14 protein-coding genes and 1 tRNA gene are annotated in these 16,800 nt (G+C 62.4%); 10 read left to right on the top strand and 5 right to left on the bottom strand.

What is annotated here, in order from left to right; translation table 11 throughout:
* The first annotated feature begins 289 nt into the window (after nt 1-289).
* Complete coding sequence (locus SCLO_RS04010; RefSeq protein WP_007684572.1) at nt 290-1,486, top strand: IS256 family transposase; 1,197 nt, start codon at nt 290-292, stop codon at nt 1,484-1,486.
* On the opposite strand, the gene SCLO_RS04015 is transcribed toward SCLO_RS04010, so the two are convergent.
* Nucleotides 1,469-3,112: an ATP-binding protein gene (locus SCLO_RS04015; protein WP_083948973.1), complete on the bottom strand. Its 1,644-nt coding sequence runs from the start codon at nt 3,110-3,112 to the stop codon at nt 1,469-1,471. The two genes, SCLO_RS04010 and SCLO_RS04015, sit on opposite strands and share 18 nt — an antisense overlap.
* A gap of 320 nt (nt 3,113-3,432) precedes the next feature.
* Nucleotides 3,433-3,507, bottom strand: a tRNA-Val gene (locus SCLO_RS04020).
* 136 nt (nt 3,508-3,643) lie between these two features.
* Between SCLO_RS04020 and SCLO_RS04025 the strand changes: the two genes are divergently transcribed.
* Nucleotides 3,644-3,772 (top strand): entericidin A/B family lipoprotein, encoded by a 129-nt coding sequence (locus SCLO_RS04025; protein ID WP_066513934.1) that lies wholly within the window; start codon nt 3,644-3,646, stop codon nt 3,770-3,772.
* A gap of 17 nt (nt 3,773-3,789) precedes the next feature.
* Here SCLO_RS04025 and SCLO_RS04030 read toward each other — a convergent pair whose 3' ends face one another.
* Nucleotides 3,790-3,981, bottom strand: coding sequence for a hypothetical protein (locus SCLO_RS04030; protein ID WP_066513935.1), 192 nt, complete (start codon nt 3,979-3,981; stop codon nt 3,790-3,792).
* Between the two features lie 150 nt (nt 3,982-4,131).
* On the opposite strand from SCLO_RS04030, the gene hslV reads away from it, so the two are divergent.
* From hslV to SCLO_RS04055, 5 genes are all read left to right on the top strand, one after another.
* A complete protein-coding gene (hslV, locus tag SCLO_RS04035; protein ID WP_066514276.1) occupies nt 4,132-4,698 on the top strand; it encodes an ATP-dependent protease subunit HslV in 567 nt (188 codons plus the stop codon).
* Nucleotides 4,699-4,744: 46 nt separating this feature from the next.
* Nucleotides 4,745-6,046, top strand: coding sequence for an ATP-dependent protease ATPase subunit HslU (hslU, locus tag SCLO_RS04040; protein WP_066514278.1), 1,302 nt, complete (start codon nt 4,745-4,747; stop codon nt 6,044-6,046).
* A gap of 113 nt (nt 6,047-6,159) precedes the next feature.
* Nucleotides 6,160-6,852: an alpha/beta fold hydrolase gene (locus SCLO_RS04045; RefSeq protein WP_407695323.1), complete on the top strand. Its 693-nt coding sequence runs from the start codon at nt 6,160-6,162 to the stop codon at nt 6,850-6,852.
* 59 nt (nt 6,853-6,911) lie between these two features.
* A complete protein-coding gene (locus tag SCLO_RS04050) occupies nt 6,912-8,717 on the top strand; it encodes a M2 family metallopeptidase (protein WP_066513939.1) in 1,806 nt (601 codons plus the stop codon).
* Nucleotides 8,718-8,736: 19 nt separating this feature from the next.
* Complete coding sequence (locus SCLO_RS04055; RefSeq protein WP_231923345.1) at nt 8,737-9,897, top strand: GGDEF domain-containing protein; 1,161 nt, start codon at nt 8,737-8,739, stop codon at nt 9,895-9,897.
* Between the two features lie 9 nt (nt 9,898-9,906).
* Here SCLO_RS04055 and SCLO_RS04060 read toward each other — a convergent pair whose 3' ends face one another.
* Nucleotides 9,907-11,361: an AMP nucleosidase gene (locus tag SCLO_RS04060; protein ID WP_066513941.1), complete on the bottom strand. Its 1,455-nt coding sequence runs from the start codon at nt 11,359-11,361 to the stop codon at nt 9,907-9,909.
* Nucleotides 11,362-11,440: 79 nt separating this feature from the next.
* The gene (locus SCLO_RS04065; RefSeq protein ID WP_066513943.1) at nt 11,441-11,923 is read right to left on the bottom strand and encodes a peroxiredoxin; all 483 of its coding nucleotides are present in this window, start codon (nt 11,921-11,923) and stop codon (nt 11,441-11,443) included.
* 146 nt (nt 11,924-12,069) lie between these two features.
* On the opposite strand from SCLO_RS04065, the gene SCLO_RS04070 reads away from it, so the two are divergent.
* The 3 genes from SCLO_RS04070 (at nt 12,070) to SCLO_RS04080 (ending at nt 16,798) form a co-directional block, all read left to right on the top strand.
* On the top strand, nt 12,070-12,630 hold the full coding sequence (locus tag SCLO_RS04070; protein WP_066513945.1) for a YqgE/AlgH family protein: 561 nt from the start codon (nt 12,070-12,072) through the stop codon (nt 12,628-12,630).
* A gap of 120 nt (nt 12,631-12,750) precedes the next feature.
* A complete protein-coding gene (gene ahcY, locus SCLO_RS04075; protein WP_066513947.1) occupies nt 12,751-14,160 on the top strand; it encodes an adenosylhomocysteinase in 1,410 nt (469 codons plus the stop codon).
* Between the two features lie 289 nt (nt 14,161-14,449).
* Nucleotides 14,450-16,798 carry a sensor histidine kinase gene (locus SCLO_RS04080; protein ID WP_066513950.1) on the top strand — a complete coding sequence of 783 codons (2,349 nt, stop codon included), beginning with the start codon at nt 14,450-14,452 and terminating at the stop codon, nt 16,796-16,798.
* Nucleotides 16,799-16,800: the final 2 nt, after the last annotated feature.

Genomic DNA, 16,800 nt, shown 5'->3' on the forward strand with positions numbered 1-16,800 from the left:
ATTCTGCCGGGGCTAGCCCCGGCAGAATGAGATGAAGGGGCCACCAACTAGGGAATTTTCAAAGCCCACTTTTGCGGAGAATTGCACGACCGATGACACGAGCAGCCGCCAAGTGCCACTGCACTCACTAAACTGATCCACCTCACTCTGGCTTCTCGACCGGCTTCCTTGAACTTTTTGAGTTGGGATTTATTCGGACGGTAGTGTGCGTGAAGTTCTGCAAAATCGCTTGAGGAGCGAGGCGGTCATGGCAGGCTGGTGATGTTCAACGTCACCGAGGAGACCCGCCATGACCAGGACCGAGATTAAGCCTGCTGTATCCGCTGTCAAAGAGTTGCTGGCGCAGGAGCCGGATGCGCTTCGCGAGATTGTGCGCAGCGTGATGCAGGCGATGCTGGAAGCCGAGATGGACGAGGCGCTGGGCGCGGGCAAGAGCGAGCGCAGCGATGCGCGGCTCGGCTACCGTTCGGGGCATTACCCGCGCACGCTGGTGACGCGGGTCGGCAAGCTGGAGCTGCGGGTGCCGCAGGACCGTGCCGGGCGCTTCTCGACCGAGCTGTTCGAGCGCTACCAGCGGTCGGAGCAGGCGCTGGTGGCGACGCTGGCCGAGATGTATGTCCAGGGCGTTTCGACGCGCAAGGTCAAGGCGATCACCGAAGAGCTGTGCGGCCATGCCTTCTCGGCCTCGACGATCTCGGCGATCAACAAGAAGCTCGATGGCAGCCTGGCGGCCTTTGCCCAGCGCCGCCTCGACGAGCCGTTCCCTTATCTGATCCTTGATGCCCGCTACGAGAAAGTGCGCGAAGGCGGCGTGGTTGGAAGCCAGGCGGTGCTGATCGCGATCGGCATCGACTGGGACGGCAGGCGGCAGATACTGGCCGTGGAGATGGCCAATCGCGAGAGCGCCACGTCATGGAAGGACTTCCTGCTGCGCCTGCGTGACCGGGGCCTGCATGGCACCGAGTTCGTCGTCGCCGACGATCATGCCGGCCTGCGCGCGGCGATCCGCGAGGTGCTGACCGGCGCCGCATACCAGCGCTGCTACGTGCACTTCCTGAGGAACGCGCTCGATCACTTGCCAAGGAAGGCCGACGACGACTGCCTGCAGGAACTGCGCTGGCTCTACGACCGGCGCAACCTCGCCGAGGCCCGCGCCGATCTCGCCCAGTGGCTCGCCCGATGGAGCGCCAAATATCCCAGGCTCACCGACTGGGCCGAGGAGACGATCGAGGAGACCTTCTCCTTCTACCGGCTGCCACGCAGGCATCACAAGCACATGAAAAGCACCAACATGCTCGAACGCTTCAATGAGGAAATCCGGCGGCGAACCTATGTCGTGCGGATATTCCCCAACGCCCCCAGCTGCCTGCGCCTGGTCCGCGCACTCGCCGTCGAAACCCACGAAAACTGGCTCGAAGCCAACCGCTACCTCAATATGGACGAACTGCGCGAGCAGAAGAAAACCGAACTACGCAAAGCCGCATGACCAGCACCATGACCGCCAATTTGCAGAACTTGACGCACACAACCATTCGGACTCACGACCAACTCCCTGATGTAGACTGTAGTAGGAATGCGGATCGCGGGCTTTCCCGGTTCCGTGCCTGTCGAGTGCCCCTCGATCCACTAAGCCATCCATAGTCCTCTTGGCAGTATGCCAGCGCGTGGTTTTCATGATTCTCAGCGCATCACTGACATTCATGCGGCCATGCTGCATTACAAAGTTCACGATTTTCCGCTCTTCGGGTGTGAGTCCAAAAGCAATCGCTTGCCCAAGCCGCATGTAAGCTTCACTGTCTAATGAATTGCTCCTGTCAGCGACATTGTTACGCAGTGTACATAATACGCTAAGTGACCCCATTCTTTCTTGCTTAAATTCAGGCGGCGGAAGGCTTGCGTTCTCCATTTCCGCAACCATGCGCCTAGTGCCTTCACTTATGCAGCGGACCTCCCCATATTCCCGTAATGCAAGCATCAAGAATAAATTGCGCGGCCTATGCGTCCCAACAATATTTTCAGCGGTTATTTGAGGCATGAAGCCACCTGGGCTTTCAATTTCTAATCTGTTGTCAAACATTCTAACAAAAATAGGAGCACTTTTAATGTGATATGATCTATGAACAACGGCATTGACGAGCATTTCGTACCAAGCATCGCGAGGATATTCAGGAACAGTTAAAAATTTACCTTCTCTGAATTCTGTAAACTCGCGGAGGTTATTATCGATTAGAGAAGCCGTATCCTTTATGACGTCTATCACCGTGCCGGATATTAGCCGGTCCTTGATGACATTGTATTCTTTTCCAGATTTAGCTTCGTTCCCATCATATCGTAAAAAGTGGACATAGGCCCCGGGGAACACGGTTTGAACATCACGCGCAAACAATAGTGCACAGGCATTGTTGCACACTAATACGCCACCCTTAGTTCGCGCAAGGTGCGCCGATTGCAATATTTGTTCGGTCGTATGATCCTGTGTGGAATCAACGTTCTTTCGTAGTAACGTCGAAAACCGAGATATTTTACTCATGTCGAAGTCATCAGGATAAATTAGACCACAAGGTTCTTGCTCAAATGAGCGCTCGCCTTTATCGATTCGTTTTTCTTGCTTCTTCTCTTCTGTTAACTTCCGACAATCTTGCCCTAGCCTCTCGTATGCCGTGCCATCAGTTAGTTGGACCACCTTGTCATCGACGTAATTTATTCGTGCCAATACGATGAAATCGTCTTCCCCTTTCTTATTCTTTATGTGCAATCTACGGGTCACGAAGCGCCCATCAGGGCAGAACGTATGCCCCATGCTCTCGGCACCGCTCAATTGATCTTGAGAGAGGTGCTTACAGCCGGACAGCGTTCCGTCATTCTCTACCCCGATTGCAAGAACGCCGCCATCAACGCTAGGTCCATTGCCGAATGCGGAGAGGTACTTCGCAAAGACGCGAGCGTCTGTGTTCCCAGCCTTTCTATCAAAGCGGGCATCTTCAGTCAGTCTGGCGAACAGCGATGGATCATCCGATTCATAAATCTGGTCGGGCTTGTATAACGCCTCAATGGGAGGCCTATCGAGTAGATCAAGAAGTGATAGCTGATTCATCACGCTGCATTCTACCATCTACTCGACGCCTAGTCGACGCCTAGTCGACACCTCTCGCCCGGTGCGGTTAGGGCTGTTGTAGAAGGATGAATTTCTATTTTTTTCCCGTAGCGGCGGAGGCCTATGAGAACGTGCGCTCCGCCAAGGTCATTCATACCCCCCCCCCCGGGAGGGGCGCCACCTTCACTTAATTGGACGGAAGACAATTAGGCAGGAGCGAATCCAGATAGGCAAGGCTCACCCCGGTTTTTAAAGGTGCTTGATGGGGATATGGTGGGGCATCAATCCGTCACCATTTTCTTTAATTTCCTAAGCCATTGAAAACCATCCATAAAGGATGGTGGGCGCGACAGGGATTGAACCTGTGACCCCACCCGTGTGAAGGGTGTGCTCTACCGCTGAGCTACGCGCCCGCTAAGGGAGGTGCGCCATTGGCACCCACGGCGCGGCCTGTCAAGCCGATGGAACAGCCCCCCCGCACAAAATGGTTATGCGCCACGCTTCTCCGCGCTATAGTCGCGGGGTTGTCGAAAAAGGAGTGCTTATCCCATGCGTCAAACCGCTGCCCTCATGATCGCGGGGCTTCTTCTTTCCGCTCTGGCCGCCTGCAATACGGTCAAGGGCGCTGGCCGGGATATCGAGTCCGTCGGCAGGGCCGGTGAGAAGGTCATCAACTGACCTCCCTCAACGTCCGATTACTGGAGGACGCGTCCGGCGAGGACGGACGCGTCCCTGAGCAGGCGGACGCCGTCGCAATCGGGCTCGCCGCAGTCGCAAACCTCCACCGTATAGCGGTTGCCGCACATCACCAGCACATCCTGATCGAAGGAATAGTTGGAAATTCCCGCGCGCTCGACCTTTTCGCGAGCTTTGGACTTGAGGGACATGCACGTCCTTTCCCTGTTGCTGCGATGCACAATGCCAGAGATGGAACTGTTGTTCCAGAGCGCGGCGGGCGATTGTCTCCGAAATGACACATTTGGACGGACGGCGGGCGGCGCTTGCATGGCCGCGCGGTCCATCCCATATGCCGCGCCATGAACGACCAACGCAGCAATTCCATGCCGGTCTGGCATGGCACCACCATCATGTCGGTACGCAAGAACGGGAAAGTCGTCGTCGCGGGCGACGGACAGGTTTCCATGGGGCAGACGGTGATGAAGCCCAATGCCCGCAAGGTGCGCCGCCTGCATGACGGGTCGGTGATCGGCGGTTTTGCGGGCGCGACGGCAGATGCCTTCACTTTGTTCGAGCGGCTGGAGGCGAAGCTGGAGCGGCATAACGGGCAGTTGATGCGCGCCGCCGTCGAACTGGCGAAGGATTGGCGGACGGACAAATATCTGCGCAATCTGGAAGCGATGATGATCGTCGCGGACAAGGATGTGACGTTGATCCTGACCGGCAATGGCGACGTGCTGGAGCCGCTGAACGGCGTGGCGGCGATCGGGTCGGGCGGGAATTACGCGCTGGCGGCCGCCCGCGCGCTGGTGGATTATGAGGAGGACGCCGAAGTCATCGCGCGCAAGGCGATGGCGGTGGCGGCGGACATCTGCGTCTACACCAACGATCAACTGACCATCGAGGAACTGGCGAGCGCGGCCTGACCGCTTGCCTCCCCTGCCTTTTTCCTGCGGATTTCACGAAAAGATGATGAACGACAACCTGACCCCCAAAGCCATCGTATCGGCGCTCGACGCGCATATCATCGGACAGGCGGACGCCAAGCGCGCGGTCGCCGTGGCGCTGCGCAACCGCTGGCGGCGGCAGCGCCTGCCCGCCGACCTGCGCGACGAGGTGACGCCCAAGAACATCCTGATGATCGGCCCTACGGGCTGCGGCAAGACGGAGATCAGCCGCCGCCTCGCCAAGCTGGCCGACGCGCCCTTCGTCAAGGTGGAGGCGACCAAGTTCACCGAGGTCGGCTATGTAGGCCGCGACGTGGAACAGATCGTGCGCGATCTGGTCGAGGAAGCGGTGCGGCTGGAACGCGACCGGCGGCGCGAGGCGGTGCGGGAGGCGGCGTCCGAAGCGGCGATGAACCGGCTGCTCGACGCGCTCACCGGCAAGGAAGCGAGCGAGGCCACGCGGCTGTCCTTCCGCCAGCGGATCGAGGGCGACCAGATGAACGATGTCGAGGTCGAGGTGGAAGTCTCCGACAGTCCCTCCATGCCGATGGAGATTCCCGGCATGGGCGGTCAGGTCGGCATGATCAACCTGTCCGACATGATGTCGAAAGCCTTTGGCCAGCAGCAGAAGAAACGGCGCAAGATGCGCGTCGCCGACGCGTGGGACAAGCTGGTCGAGGAAGAGCAGGACAAAAGGCTGGACCAGGACGATGTGGCTCGCGTCGCCATCGCGAGCGCGGAGCAGAACGGCATCGTCTTTCTTGATGAGATCGACAAGATCGCCGTCAGCGACGTGCGCGGCGGATCGGTGAGCCGCGAGGGCGTGCAGCGCGACCTGCTGCCGCTGATCGAAGGGACGACGGTTTCGACCAAATATGGGCCGCTCAAGACGGATCATATCCTGTTCATCGCGAGCGGGGCGTTCCATGTGGCCAAGCCCAGCGACCTGCTGCCGGAGTTGCAGGGCCGTCTGCCGATCCGGGTGGAGTTGAAGGCGCTGACCGAGGATGACTTCGTGGCGATCCTGTCGGACACCAAGGCGAGCCTCGCCGCGCAATATCGCGCCTTGCTGGCGACGGAGGGGGTGACCATCGACCTGACGCCGGACGGCATCCGCGCCATCGCCCGCATCGCGGCGGAGGTGAACAGCGAGGTCGAGAATATCGGCGCCCGCCGCCTCCAGACCGTGATGGAGAAGCTGCTGGAGGATGTGAGCTTCGAGGCGGAGGACCGGCAGGGCGAGACGCTGACGATCAACCAGGCCTATGTCGAAGGGCAATTGAGCAGCATCGCGCGGGATACCGACCTCAGCAAATATGTGCTTTAGCAGCAGCCGGGGTTGAAGCGCGCTATGCCGAAAAGGATGGAAATGTGAGCGGGACGCAGGTCGAAAAGCTGGAGATCGAGAGCTTCGACGGACTGCCCATCGCGGTGCATGTGATGGGCGCGGGGCGGGACGTGGTGCTGATCCACGGCTATTTCTCCAACGCCCACACGAACTGGATCCGCTATGGCCATGCGGAAAAGCTGGCCGCGAGAGGCTTCCGGGTCATCATGCCGGACCTGCGCGGCCATGGCGATAGCGGGAAGCCGCATGACGCCGCTTCCTATCCGCCCGATGCGCTGATGAAGGATGGGATGGCCCTGGTCGCAGCGCTGGGCCTTTCCGACTATGATCTGGGCGGCTATTCGCTGGGCGCGCGGACGGCGGTGCGGATGGTGGTGAACGGAGCCGCTCCCCGCCGGCTGATCCTTTCGGGCATGGGACTGGAAGGGCTGCGCCACACGAGGGGGCGAGGCGACTATTTCGAGCATGTGCTCACCCATCCCGGCACGTTCGAGCGAGGGTCGTCCGAATGGATGACCGAAGCTTTCCTCAAGACCACCAAAGGCGATCCGCAGGCGTTGCTGCATGTGCTGCAAACCTTTGTCGATACGCCGCGCGATGCCATTGCGGCGATCGCGCAGCCTACCGTCGTCATCAACGGCGCGGAGGACCATGACAATGGATCGGCCGAAGCGATCGTCGACCTGCTGCCCGATGCGCGCTTCGTCGAGATTCCCGGCAACCATATGAGCGCCGTCACGCGCAGGGAGCTGGGGGAGGCGATGGCGGATTTCCTGTCCGCTTGACTGTATCGCCTGCCTAAGTCACTTTGGCCCCATAGAGACATCTGCAAGGGGCTGTTTCCATGAAAATCCTCACCTCCATGGCCGCGCTTGCGGCTGCGCTCGTCATTTCCCCGGCCGGGGCGCAAGCCTCCACGCCGGCCGACGCCAACGCCTTTCTGGACAAGGCGGAAAAGGCGATGTTCGACCAGTCCTTGATCCAGAGCCGCGCGGACTGGATCAACGCCACCTACATCAATGACGACAGCGACGCGCTGGCCGCCTATTTCGGCGCGATCAACACGCGCATGACGGTGGATTATGCGCTGGAGGCCGCGCAGTTCATCGATACGCCGGGGCTGAGCGCGGAAACGAAGCGGCGGCTGACGATGCTGCGGACGGCGCTGACGCTGCCCGCGCCGACGACGCCGGGCGCGGCGGATGAGCTGAATGCGCTCTCGACCAGGCTGCAATCGGAATATGGCCGGGGCAAGGGGACGCTCCAGGGCCAGCCGATCAACGGCAGCGACATCGAGGCGGCGATGGGCACCAACCGCAATCCCGATGAACTCAGGGAGATGTGGGTCAGTTGGCACGACAATGTCGGCGCGCCGATGCGGAGCGATTATACGAAGCTGGTTTCCATCGCCAATGCGGGCGCGAAGGAACTGGGCTTTGCCGATACGGGCGCGATGTGGCGGTCCCAATATGACATGCCCGCCGACGATTTCGCGAAGCTGACCGACAGGATCTGGGCGGAGGTGAAGCCGCTTTACGACGAGCTTCACTGCTATACCCGGACCAAGCTCAACGAGAAATATGGCGAGGCGGTGCAGCCCGCCACCGGGCCGATCCGCGCCGACCTGCTCGGCAATATGTGGGCGCAGGAATGGGGCAATATCTATGACATCGTTGCGCCCAGGGGGGCGGGCGATCTGGGCTACGACATCGGCGACCTGCTGATGGCCAAGGGCTATGATCCGGTGAAGATGGTGAAGGCGGGGGAGGGCTTCTACAGTTCTCTGGGTTTCAAGCCGTTGCCGCAGAGTTTCTGGGAGCGGTCGCAGATCGTGAAGCCGCGCGACCGGGACGTGGTGTGCCACGCATCGGCCTGGGACCTCGACAACAAGGACGACATCCGCATCAAGATGTGCACGAAGGTCAACAGCGACGATTTCGTGACCATCCATCACGAACTGGGCCATAATTATTATCAACGGGCCTATCAGCACCATCCCTATCTCTATCTGAACGGGGCCAATGACGGCTTCCACGAGGCCATCGGGGATTTCGTCGCGCTGTCGATCACGCCGGATTATCTGGTGAAGATCGGGCTGCTCGATCCCGCCAAGGTGCCGGGCGCGGACAAGGATATGGGGCTGCTGCTGCGGCAGGCGATGGACAAGGTGGCGTTCCTGCCCTTTGGCCTGCTGATCGACAAATGGCGCTGGGGCGTGTTCGACGGGTCGATCGCGCCTGGCCGCTATGAGGAGGCGTGGAACGACCTGCGGCGGCAATATCAGGGCGTGGTCCCGCCCGTGTCCCGCGATGAGACGAAGTTCGACGCCGGGGCCAAATATCATATTCCCGGCAATACGCCCTATACGCGCTACTTCCTGGCGCGCGTGCTTCAATTCCAATTCTATGAGGCGGCGTGCCGACAGGCGGGGTGGAAAGGACCGCTGCACCGCTGTTCCTTCTATGGGAACAAGGCGGTAGGGCAGAAACTTAACGCCATGTTGGAAATGGGCGCGTCAAAGCCCTGGCCCGACGCATTGCAGGTTTTCACCGGACAGCGGGACATGTCGGGCAAGGCGATGCTCGCTTATTTCTCACCGTTGCAGAAATGGTTGAAAGAACAGAATAAAGGCAAATCTTGCGGCTGGTAATAACGCATTAAGCATATTAATGGCCGGTTTCGTGAACCCGGCCATCATTGTCCTTTCCCTGCTTTTCTTCACCAGTGCGATCATGGCGATCGCGATGGGAATCGCGTGGTCGCAATTCGGGCGCCGTCGCTATGTGCTCAGTTGGACGGTCGCCTATTGCATATCGGTCCTCCAATGGGTGCTGAACGGCGCGGGATTGTTGTTCGGCAGTCCCTTGCTGATCAGCATGGCGGCGCTGGCGATCATGGCGAGCGCGACGCTTACCTTCGTGGGCGTTTGTCAACGGGCGGGGGCGAGCGTGCCGTGCAAATGGCTGCTGGCGCCCGCCATGCCGTGCGCCCTCGCGAGCGTGTATGCGGCCTTCACGAAGAACGCGCCGCTCGAGGGCATGGCCAGCCCGGCCTATGCGGGGATCGCGATGCTTTGTTCCGCTCTTCGGCTCTGGCCGCGGGGTCGCCGATTCAGCGCGCCCGAGCTGGCCTTTTTCCTGCTGTTGCTGCTGTTCGCCGCCTTTGAGGCCTGTCTGGTGGGGAGCGCGGCGCTGAACTGGGGCCATCCCCGCGAGAACATGGACAGCTACCGGGCGATATTGGCGCTGGGATTGCCGTCCATCTATGTGGGGACATGCGTTTCGGCGGTGCTGGTGGTCGCGGGCGATCTGGCCCATGAACTGCGGCGCAGGATGCAGCGCGACGGCCTGACGGACGTGCTCAACCGGCTGGGGCTGGAGGAAGCGGCGATGCGCGCCATCGCCAATGCCAAGCGGCATGGCCGTCCGCTGGCCCTCGTCATCTGCGATCTGGACGGCTTCAAGGCGCTCAATGACAGTTACGGCCATATCGCGGGGGATGCGGCCCTGCGCGGCTTTGCGCGGCTGGTGTCGATCGCCACGCGGCGGGGCGACATCGTGGGCCGGCTGGGAGGCGACGAGTTCGGGCTGCTGCTGGTCGATACCGATTCGACCGCCGCCGCCGAGGTGATGGAGCGCATCCGCGTGGAGTTCGGGTGCCTGTCGCTGCCGCAAGCGCCCGACGCCAGATTGCAGGCCAGTTTCGGCATCGCCGATCTGCATGAGGACGACCAATGTTTGGACGACATGGTCGCCCGCGCCGACAACGCCCTTTATCAGGCGAAAAAGGAGGGCAAGGACCGGGTCAGCATCTGGCGCTCCGCGGCCTGACGCCCTTCGTCAGCGGAAGGGCGGTTCGTTGAAGGCTCTCAATTTGCGGCTGTGCAGGCGGGGCCCCTCCTGACGGAGCAGCTCGCAGGTTTCGAGGCCGACGCGCAGATGGCCGGCAATCGCTTCCTCATAGAAGCGGTTGGCCTGGCCGGGCAGTTTCAGTTCGCCGTGGATCGGCTTGTCGGACACGCAGAGAAGCGTCCCATAGGGAACGCGGAAACGATAGCCCTGCGCGGCGATGGTGGCCGATTCCATGTCGATCCCGACCGCGCGGGACAGGCTGAAACGCAGGGCCGAGTGGGAATAGCGCAATTCCCAGTTGCGGTCGTCGGTGGTGACGACGGTCCCGGTGCGCAGGCGGCGCTTGAAATCTTCCGCGCCCGCGCCGCCCAGGACGGATTCGGCTGCTTTGGCGAGGGCGACCTGAACCTCCGCAATGGCGGGCACGGGGATTTCCGGCGGCAGCATCGCGTCCAGCACATGATCGTCGCGGAGATAGGCATGGGCCAGAACATAGTCGCCGATCCGCTGGCTGGGCCGCAATCCGCCGCAATGGCCGATCATCAGCCATGCCTCCGGCCGCAGCACCGCCAGATGATCGCAGATGGTCTTGGCGTTGGAAGGCCCGACGCCGATATTGACCAGCGTGATCCCGCTGCGGTCCGGGGCGATGAGATGATAGGCGGGCATCTGATGCCTGCGCCATGCGCTGTCGGCGATCATGCGCGCGGGGTCGGCGGTTTCCGGCGTCACATAGACGCCGCCCGCCCCGGAAAGCGCGGTGAAGCGGCTGCCCGGGCGCTGCAATTCCTGACAGGCCCAGGACACGAACTCATCCACATAGCGGTGATAGTTGGTGAAGAGGATGTAGCGCTGCACATGTTCGGCCGGGGTGCCCGTATAATGTTTCAGGCGCGCGAGGGAAAAGTCCGTCCGCAGGCCGTCGAACAGGGCGAGGGGACGATCCCCCTCGGCATCGGGCGCGAAGAGGCCGTCCGCGATCTCGTCCCCGATTTCAGCCAGTTCGGTAGCCGGGAAATGACGCGCCAGTTCCGTGGGCGGCGTGCCGTCCAGCGCACTGATGTCGAGGCCGTCGAGCACATAAGGGAAGGGGATCTGCTGGTCGCTGACGCCGATTTCCACCTCCACGCCATAGTCGCGGACGAGGAGGTCGATCTGTTCGGCCAGATAATCGGCGAACAGGGCGGGGCGGGTGATGGTGGTGACATAGCGGCCCGGCTTCGAGAGGCGGGCGAAGGAACGTCCGGGCGGCGGGGCATCGGAATCGCTGCCATGGATGATCCGCAGTTCCGGGTAGCAGAAGCGCGCCCGGTTGGAACCGTCCGCGGGCGGCACCCCGCCGGCGCGGGCATAGGTGCGCATGGCTTCCCGCAGGTCTTCGATGGATTTGCGATAGATCGCATCGAGTTGCGTGACGGCGGCCGTGCCAATGCTTTGTGTCATCGGCCCTCGTTACAGCAGGGGCAGGCAGGAGTGAAGGGCCATGCGCTCCGCCCATGGGGGAGCGCATGGAGGCACAGGATCAGAGCTGTTCGAGCATATGGTCGGCCGACGACAGCTTGAAGTCGCCGGGCGCTTCCACATTGAGCTGTTCGACCACGCCATCCTTCACCAGAAGCGAAAAGCGCTGGCCGCGCGTGCCCAGGCCGAACTTGCTGCCGTCCATGACGAGATCCACGGCCTTGGCGAAATCGCCATTGCCGTCGGCCAGCATCGTGACCTTGCCTTCCGCGCCCGCCGATTTGCCCCAGGCATCCATCACGAAGACGTCGTTGACAGCGGTGCAGGCGATTTCATCGACGCCCTTCTGCTTGAGCGCGTCGGCCTTTTCGATGAAGCCCGGCAGGTGCTTGGCGGAACAGGTGGGCGTGAAGGCGCCGGGGACGGAAAAAAGCGCCACGGTCCGGCCGGAAAAGAAGGAATCGGAATCGACGGGCTCCGGTCCGTTCTCCGTCATCTTCGCGAAGGTCGCGGCGGGAAGGCGATCGCCTTTTGCTATGGTCATGCTGCTGTCTCCTGGCCTCGTAAAGCGCGGGAGGTCGGCGCTCGGGCCGTTCATGTCAAGGGCAGGCATCTCTTTTGGGCCGCATCGCCTTGATGGCGGGACGGAGAGGGCTTTGGGAATGCGGAAACAGTGCCTATAGTCGGGCCATGGACGATGTGCGTTTCTATGGCGGCCAGTTCCTGCTGGCCCTGCCGGGCATGGCCGACTGGCGGTTCGACCATTCCGTCATCGCGCTGTGCGTGCATGACGAAAATGGCGCGCTGGGCATTTCCGTGGGCGAGGAGATGGATGGCGTCACCCTGCGCGATCTGCTCGAAAGTTTCGAGATCGACGCGTCGAACGTGCCGGACCGTCCGGTGCTGCGCGGCGGGCCGGTGGAGCCGCGCCGGGGCTTCGTGCTGCATTCGCTGGATTGGGCGGGGCAGGAAATGATTCAGGTCGGGGACAAATGGGGCCTGTCCGGCTCGCTCGACATATTGAAGGCCATTGCAGAGGGCAGGGGACCGAGCCGTTATCTTGTGGCGCTGGGCTATGCAGGCTGGCAGGCGGGGCAGTTGGAGAAGGAAATGACCGGCGACAGCTGGTTCCTTGCCGATGGCGACGCGGACCTTCTGTTCGATACGGCGGCCGAGCGGAAATGGTCCGCGATCTTCGCGTCGGCCGGGATCGATGCATCCCATCTCGTGTGCGGCGCAGGGTCGGCCTGATCGGGGATTTCCACATAAAGGAAACTTTATATTGAGTTGCCACGGCCTGCTTGGATTGATAAAGCGGGCCATCCTCGGCGCTTGAGGCGTCGGCCCATTTTAGTTCGATGGAGATTTCCCTTGGCCACCGCTCCCGCCATCCAGGCGCAGGATTATGTGATTCGCGACATCAGCCTTGCCGACTTCGGCCGCAAGGAAATCGAGATCGCGGAAACCGAGATGCCCGGCCTGATGGCCCTGCGCGAGGAGTTCGGCGCGGCCAAGCCGCTGAAGGGCGCGCGCATCACCGGATCGCTGCACATGACGATCCAGACCGCCGTGCTGATCGAGACTTTGGCGGAACTGGGCGCGGACATCCGCTGGGCATCGTGCAACATCTTCTCGACGCAGGACCATGCCGCCGCCGCCATCGCTGCGCGAGGCATCCCCGTCTTCGCCGTGAAGGGCGAGACGCTGGAGGAATATTGGGACTATGTGATCCGCATCTTCGATTGGGGCGACACGACCTGCAACATGATCCTGGACGATGGCGGCGACGCCACCATGTTCGCCCTGTGGGGCGCGCGGGTCGAAGCCGGTGAAGAACTGTTCACGCCCGGCAATGAGGAAGAGGAAATCTTCGTCGCGACGCTCAAGCGCTTCCTGGCCGAACGTCCGGGTTATCTGACGGAGACGGTCAAGGCCATCAAGGGCGTGTCGGAAGAGACGACCACCGGTGTCCATCGCCTCTATGAACTGGCGAAGAAGGGCAAGCTGCCCTTCCCGGCGATCAATGTGAACGACAGCGTCACCAAGTCGAAGTTCGACAATCTCTATGGCTGCAAGGAATCGCTGGTCGACGCGATCCGCCGCGCCACCGACGTGATGCTGGCGGGCAAGGTCGCCGTGGTCGCGGGCTTCGGCGACGTGGGCAAGGGTTCGGCCGCTTCGCTCCGCAATGGCGGCGCGCGCGTGCTGGTCACCGAGGTCGATCCGATCTGCGCCTTGCAGGCGGCGATGGAAGGCTATGAGGTCGTGACGATGGAAGAGGCGGCGACCCGCGCCGACATCTTCGTGACGGCGACGGGCAATGCCGATGTCATCACCGTCGATCACATGCGCGCGATGAAGAATATGGCGATCGTCTGCAACATCGGCCATTTCGACAGCGAGATCCAGATCGCCGGCCTCAACAACATGAAGTGGACCGAGATCAAGCCGCAGGTCGACGAGGTGGAATTTGCCGATGGCAAGAAGATCATCGTGCTGGCGAAGGGGCGCCTGGTCAATCTGGGCTGCGCGACGGGGCATCCGAGCTTCGTCATGTCCTCGTCCTTCACCAATCAGGTGCTGGCGCAGATCGAACTGTGGACCAAGTCGGGCGAATATAAGAATGAAGTCTATGTGCTGCCCAAGCATCTGGACGAAAAGGTCGCGGCGCTGCATCTCGACAAGCTGGGCGTGAAGCTTTCCAAGCTGACGGAGAAGCAGGCGGCCTATATCGGTGTTTCGGCCGAAGGTCCGTTCAAGCCGGACCATTACCGCTATTGAGGATGAGAGGGGGAGGGCCTTGCCTTCCCCCGGAACCGCGGCTGCGGGTTTCGGGCAAAGGCGGACGTTCAATCTCCGGTCGGCCGTGCCCTTCGACTTCGCTCAGGGCGAACGGAATGAGGAAAGCAAACCGTCCGCTAACCACCCACAAGTCGTCATTCCCGGTTCGCGAATGATATAATCGCTAAAACTTTCTTCCAGCCGCTTCACCCTGCCTGCGAGTTGGGATAGTCCCATGACCATCATGAGCAGGCCCCCCCCATATCGACGCAGCGGTGAAGAAGGCGTAATGACGCCCCTGACCCCGCTTGCCGCCGTCGTGCTGGGCATCGTGCTGGCGCTTTGGCTGGCCGTGGCGGTCTGGGCGATCATGAACGGCACGCGCATGCGCCGTGAAGGGACGCAGGCGCAGGGGCAGTTCGACCGGCTTTCGGTCTTGCTGGGGTCCGCTCCGGCCGCGCCGGTCATCATCCATGCCGATGGTCATGTGGAAGCGTCCGACCGGCTCGCCAAATGGCTGGGCAGGGACCGGGTGCCCGCTTTCCTGTCCGAACTGATCGCGGAAGATGGCGGGCTGGAGCCGGAGGATGCCGCCGCGCTGGGGCGGGAAATCGGCGCGGCGCAGCGGGCGGGGAAAAGCTTCGCGCTGCCGATTCGGGGCGTGGGATCGGCGCGGCTGCTGCTCGTCCGGGGCGCGCCTGCAGGGCCGATGCTGGCGTCGAACGGCGGGGTCGTCCTGTGGATATTCGACGCGACCGACAGCCAGGCGGAAATCGAGACGCTCAAGAGCACGGTCGAACAGCTGCGCGAGGCGTTGCAGGCCGTGGCGGGGCTGGTGGAGGCCGCGCCCTTCCCGATGTGGCACCGGACGCCGGACATGCGGCTCAGCCTGGTCAATACGGCCTACGTCCATGCCGTTGATGGAAACAGCGCGCGGGAGGTCATCGAAAGCGGCATCGAACTGGTCGAGACGGTGGGGGGCATCACCCCCCAGAGCGCCGCCGCCGAAGCCATGGCGGAAGACGCGCCGGTCGCGCGGCTCGTGCCTGCCACCATCGACGGCGAGCGCAGGACCATGCGCGTGGTCGATGTACCGCTGGGCGCGGCGGGCGTGGCCGGGTTCGCCATGGACCAGCATGAGCTGGAACAGGCGCGGGTCGAGCATCGGCGGCTGGAGGCGGCGCAGCGCGACTTGCTGGACCGGCTGTCGGCGGGGGTGGCGCGGTTCGGGCCGGATCGGGCGCTGCGCTTCTGGAATCAGCCCTTCATCAGCCTGTTCGGGCTCCATCAGGACAGGTTGACCGACGGCCCGTTGTTCGAGCGGGTTCTGGATCAGATGCGCGATGCGCGGCGGGTGCCGGAGCATCGGGATTTCCCGGCCTGGCGTTCGGAGCGGCGGGAATGGTTCCTGTCGCCCGATCCACTGGAGGAAAACTGGCTGCTGGCGGACGGCACGCATCTGCGCGTCTATGCCCAGCCTCTGCCGGACGGCGGGCTGCTGCTGATCTTCGAGGATCGGACGGAGCAGGTGCAATTGTCGAGCGCGCGCGACACGCTGTTGCGGGTGCGGACGGCGACGTTCGACAATCTGTTCGAATCGATCGGCGTGTTTTCCTCCGACGGGCGCCTGTCCCTGTGGAACAGCCGGTTCCAGACGACCTGGGGCCTGCCGGAGGAGATGCTGGCGGCTCACCCGCGCATCGACGACCTGATGCAGGCGGTGCAGTCGCGCCTCGCCAAGCCGCAGCAGGTGAACCTCGTCCGCGAACTGGTGCGCGCGGCCACGCTGGAACGCAAGCAGCGGGTGGGGCATGTCGGTTTCGCCGATGGTCATATCTTCGAATTCGCGGCCATTCCGCTGCCGGACGGCAATGCGCTCTTCACCATGCTGGACGTGACCGACAGCCGCCGCGTCGAACAGATATTACGTGACCGTAATGAGGCGCTGGAACAGGCGGACAAGGTGAAGACGGCCTTCGTCGCGAATATGAGCTATGAGTTGCGGACGCCGCTCACCACCATTTCCGGGTTCGCCGAGATGATGAACGCGGGCTATGCCGGCGACCTCAGCGACACGGCGAAGGATTATGTGGACGGCATCCTCCAGAGCACGTCGCGGCTTTCGATGATGATCGACAATGTGCTGGACCTGACCCAGGGGGAGGCGGGCACGCTGTCCATCGAACATGCGCCGGTCGATCTGACCGCGCTGGCGCGGCAAAGCGCGGCGCGGATCGAGCAGGCGGCGGACGCCAAGGGGATCGATCTGGCGGTCGCGTTGCAGGACAGCCTGGGCACGGTGCAGGGCGACGCTCGGCGGATCGGGCAGGCGCTGGACCATCTGCTGGAAAATGCGGTGCGCTATTGCGGCAAGGGCGCGCGAGTGCTGCTGCACGGGGATGGCGGGCCGGACAAGGCGCGGCTGGTGGTGTCGGACAATGGGCCGGGCATCGGAGCGAAGGAGCAGGCGGCGATCTTCGATCCGGCGACGCGGGCCGAGCAGGCACGGCAGGGCGGGAAGGCCGGCATCGGCCTGCCCCTCGCGAGGCAGTTGACAGAAGCGCATGGCGGCGCGTTCCAGCTTGTGTCCGAGCCGCGACAGGGCACGATGGCGGTGATTGAATTGCCCCGTGGCTGAGG

Origin of the sequence: Sphingobium cloacae, assembly GCF_002355855.1 — a bacterium.
GTDB classification, from domain to species: domain Bacteria; phylum Pseudomonadota; class Alphaproteobacteria; order Sphingomonadales; family Sphingomonadaceae; genus Sphingobium; species Sphingobium cloacae.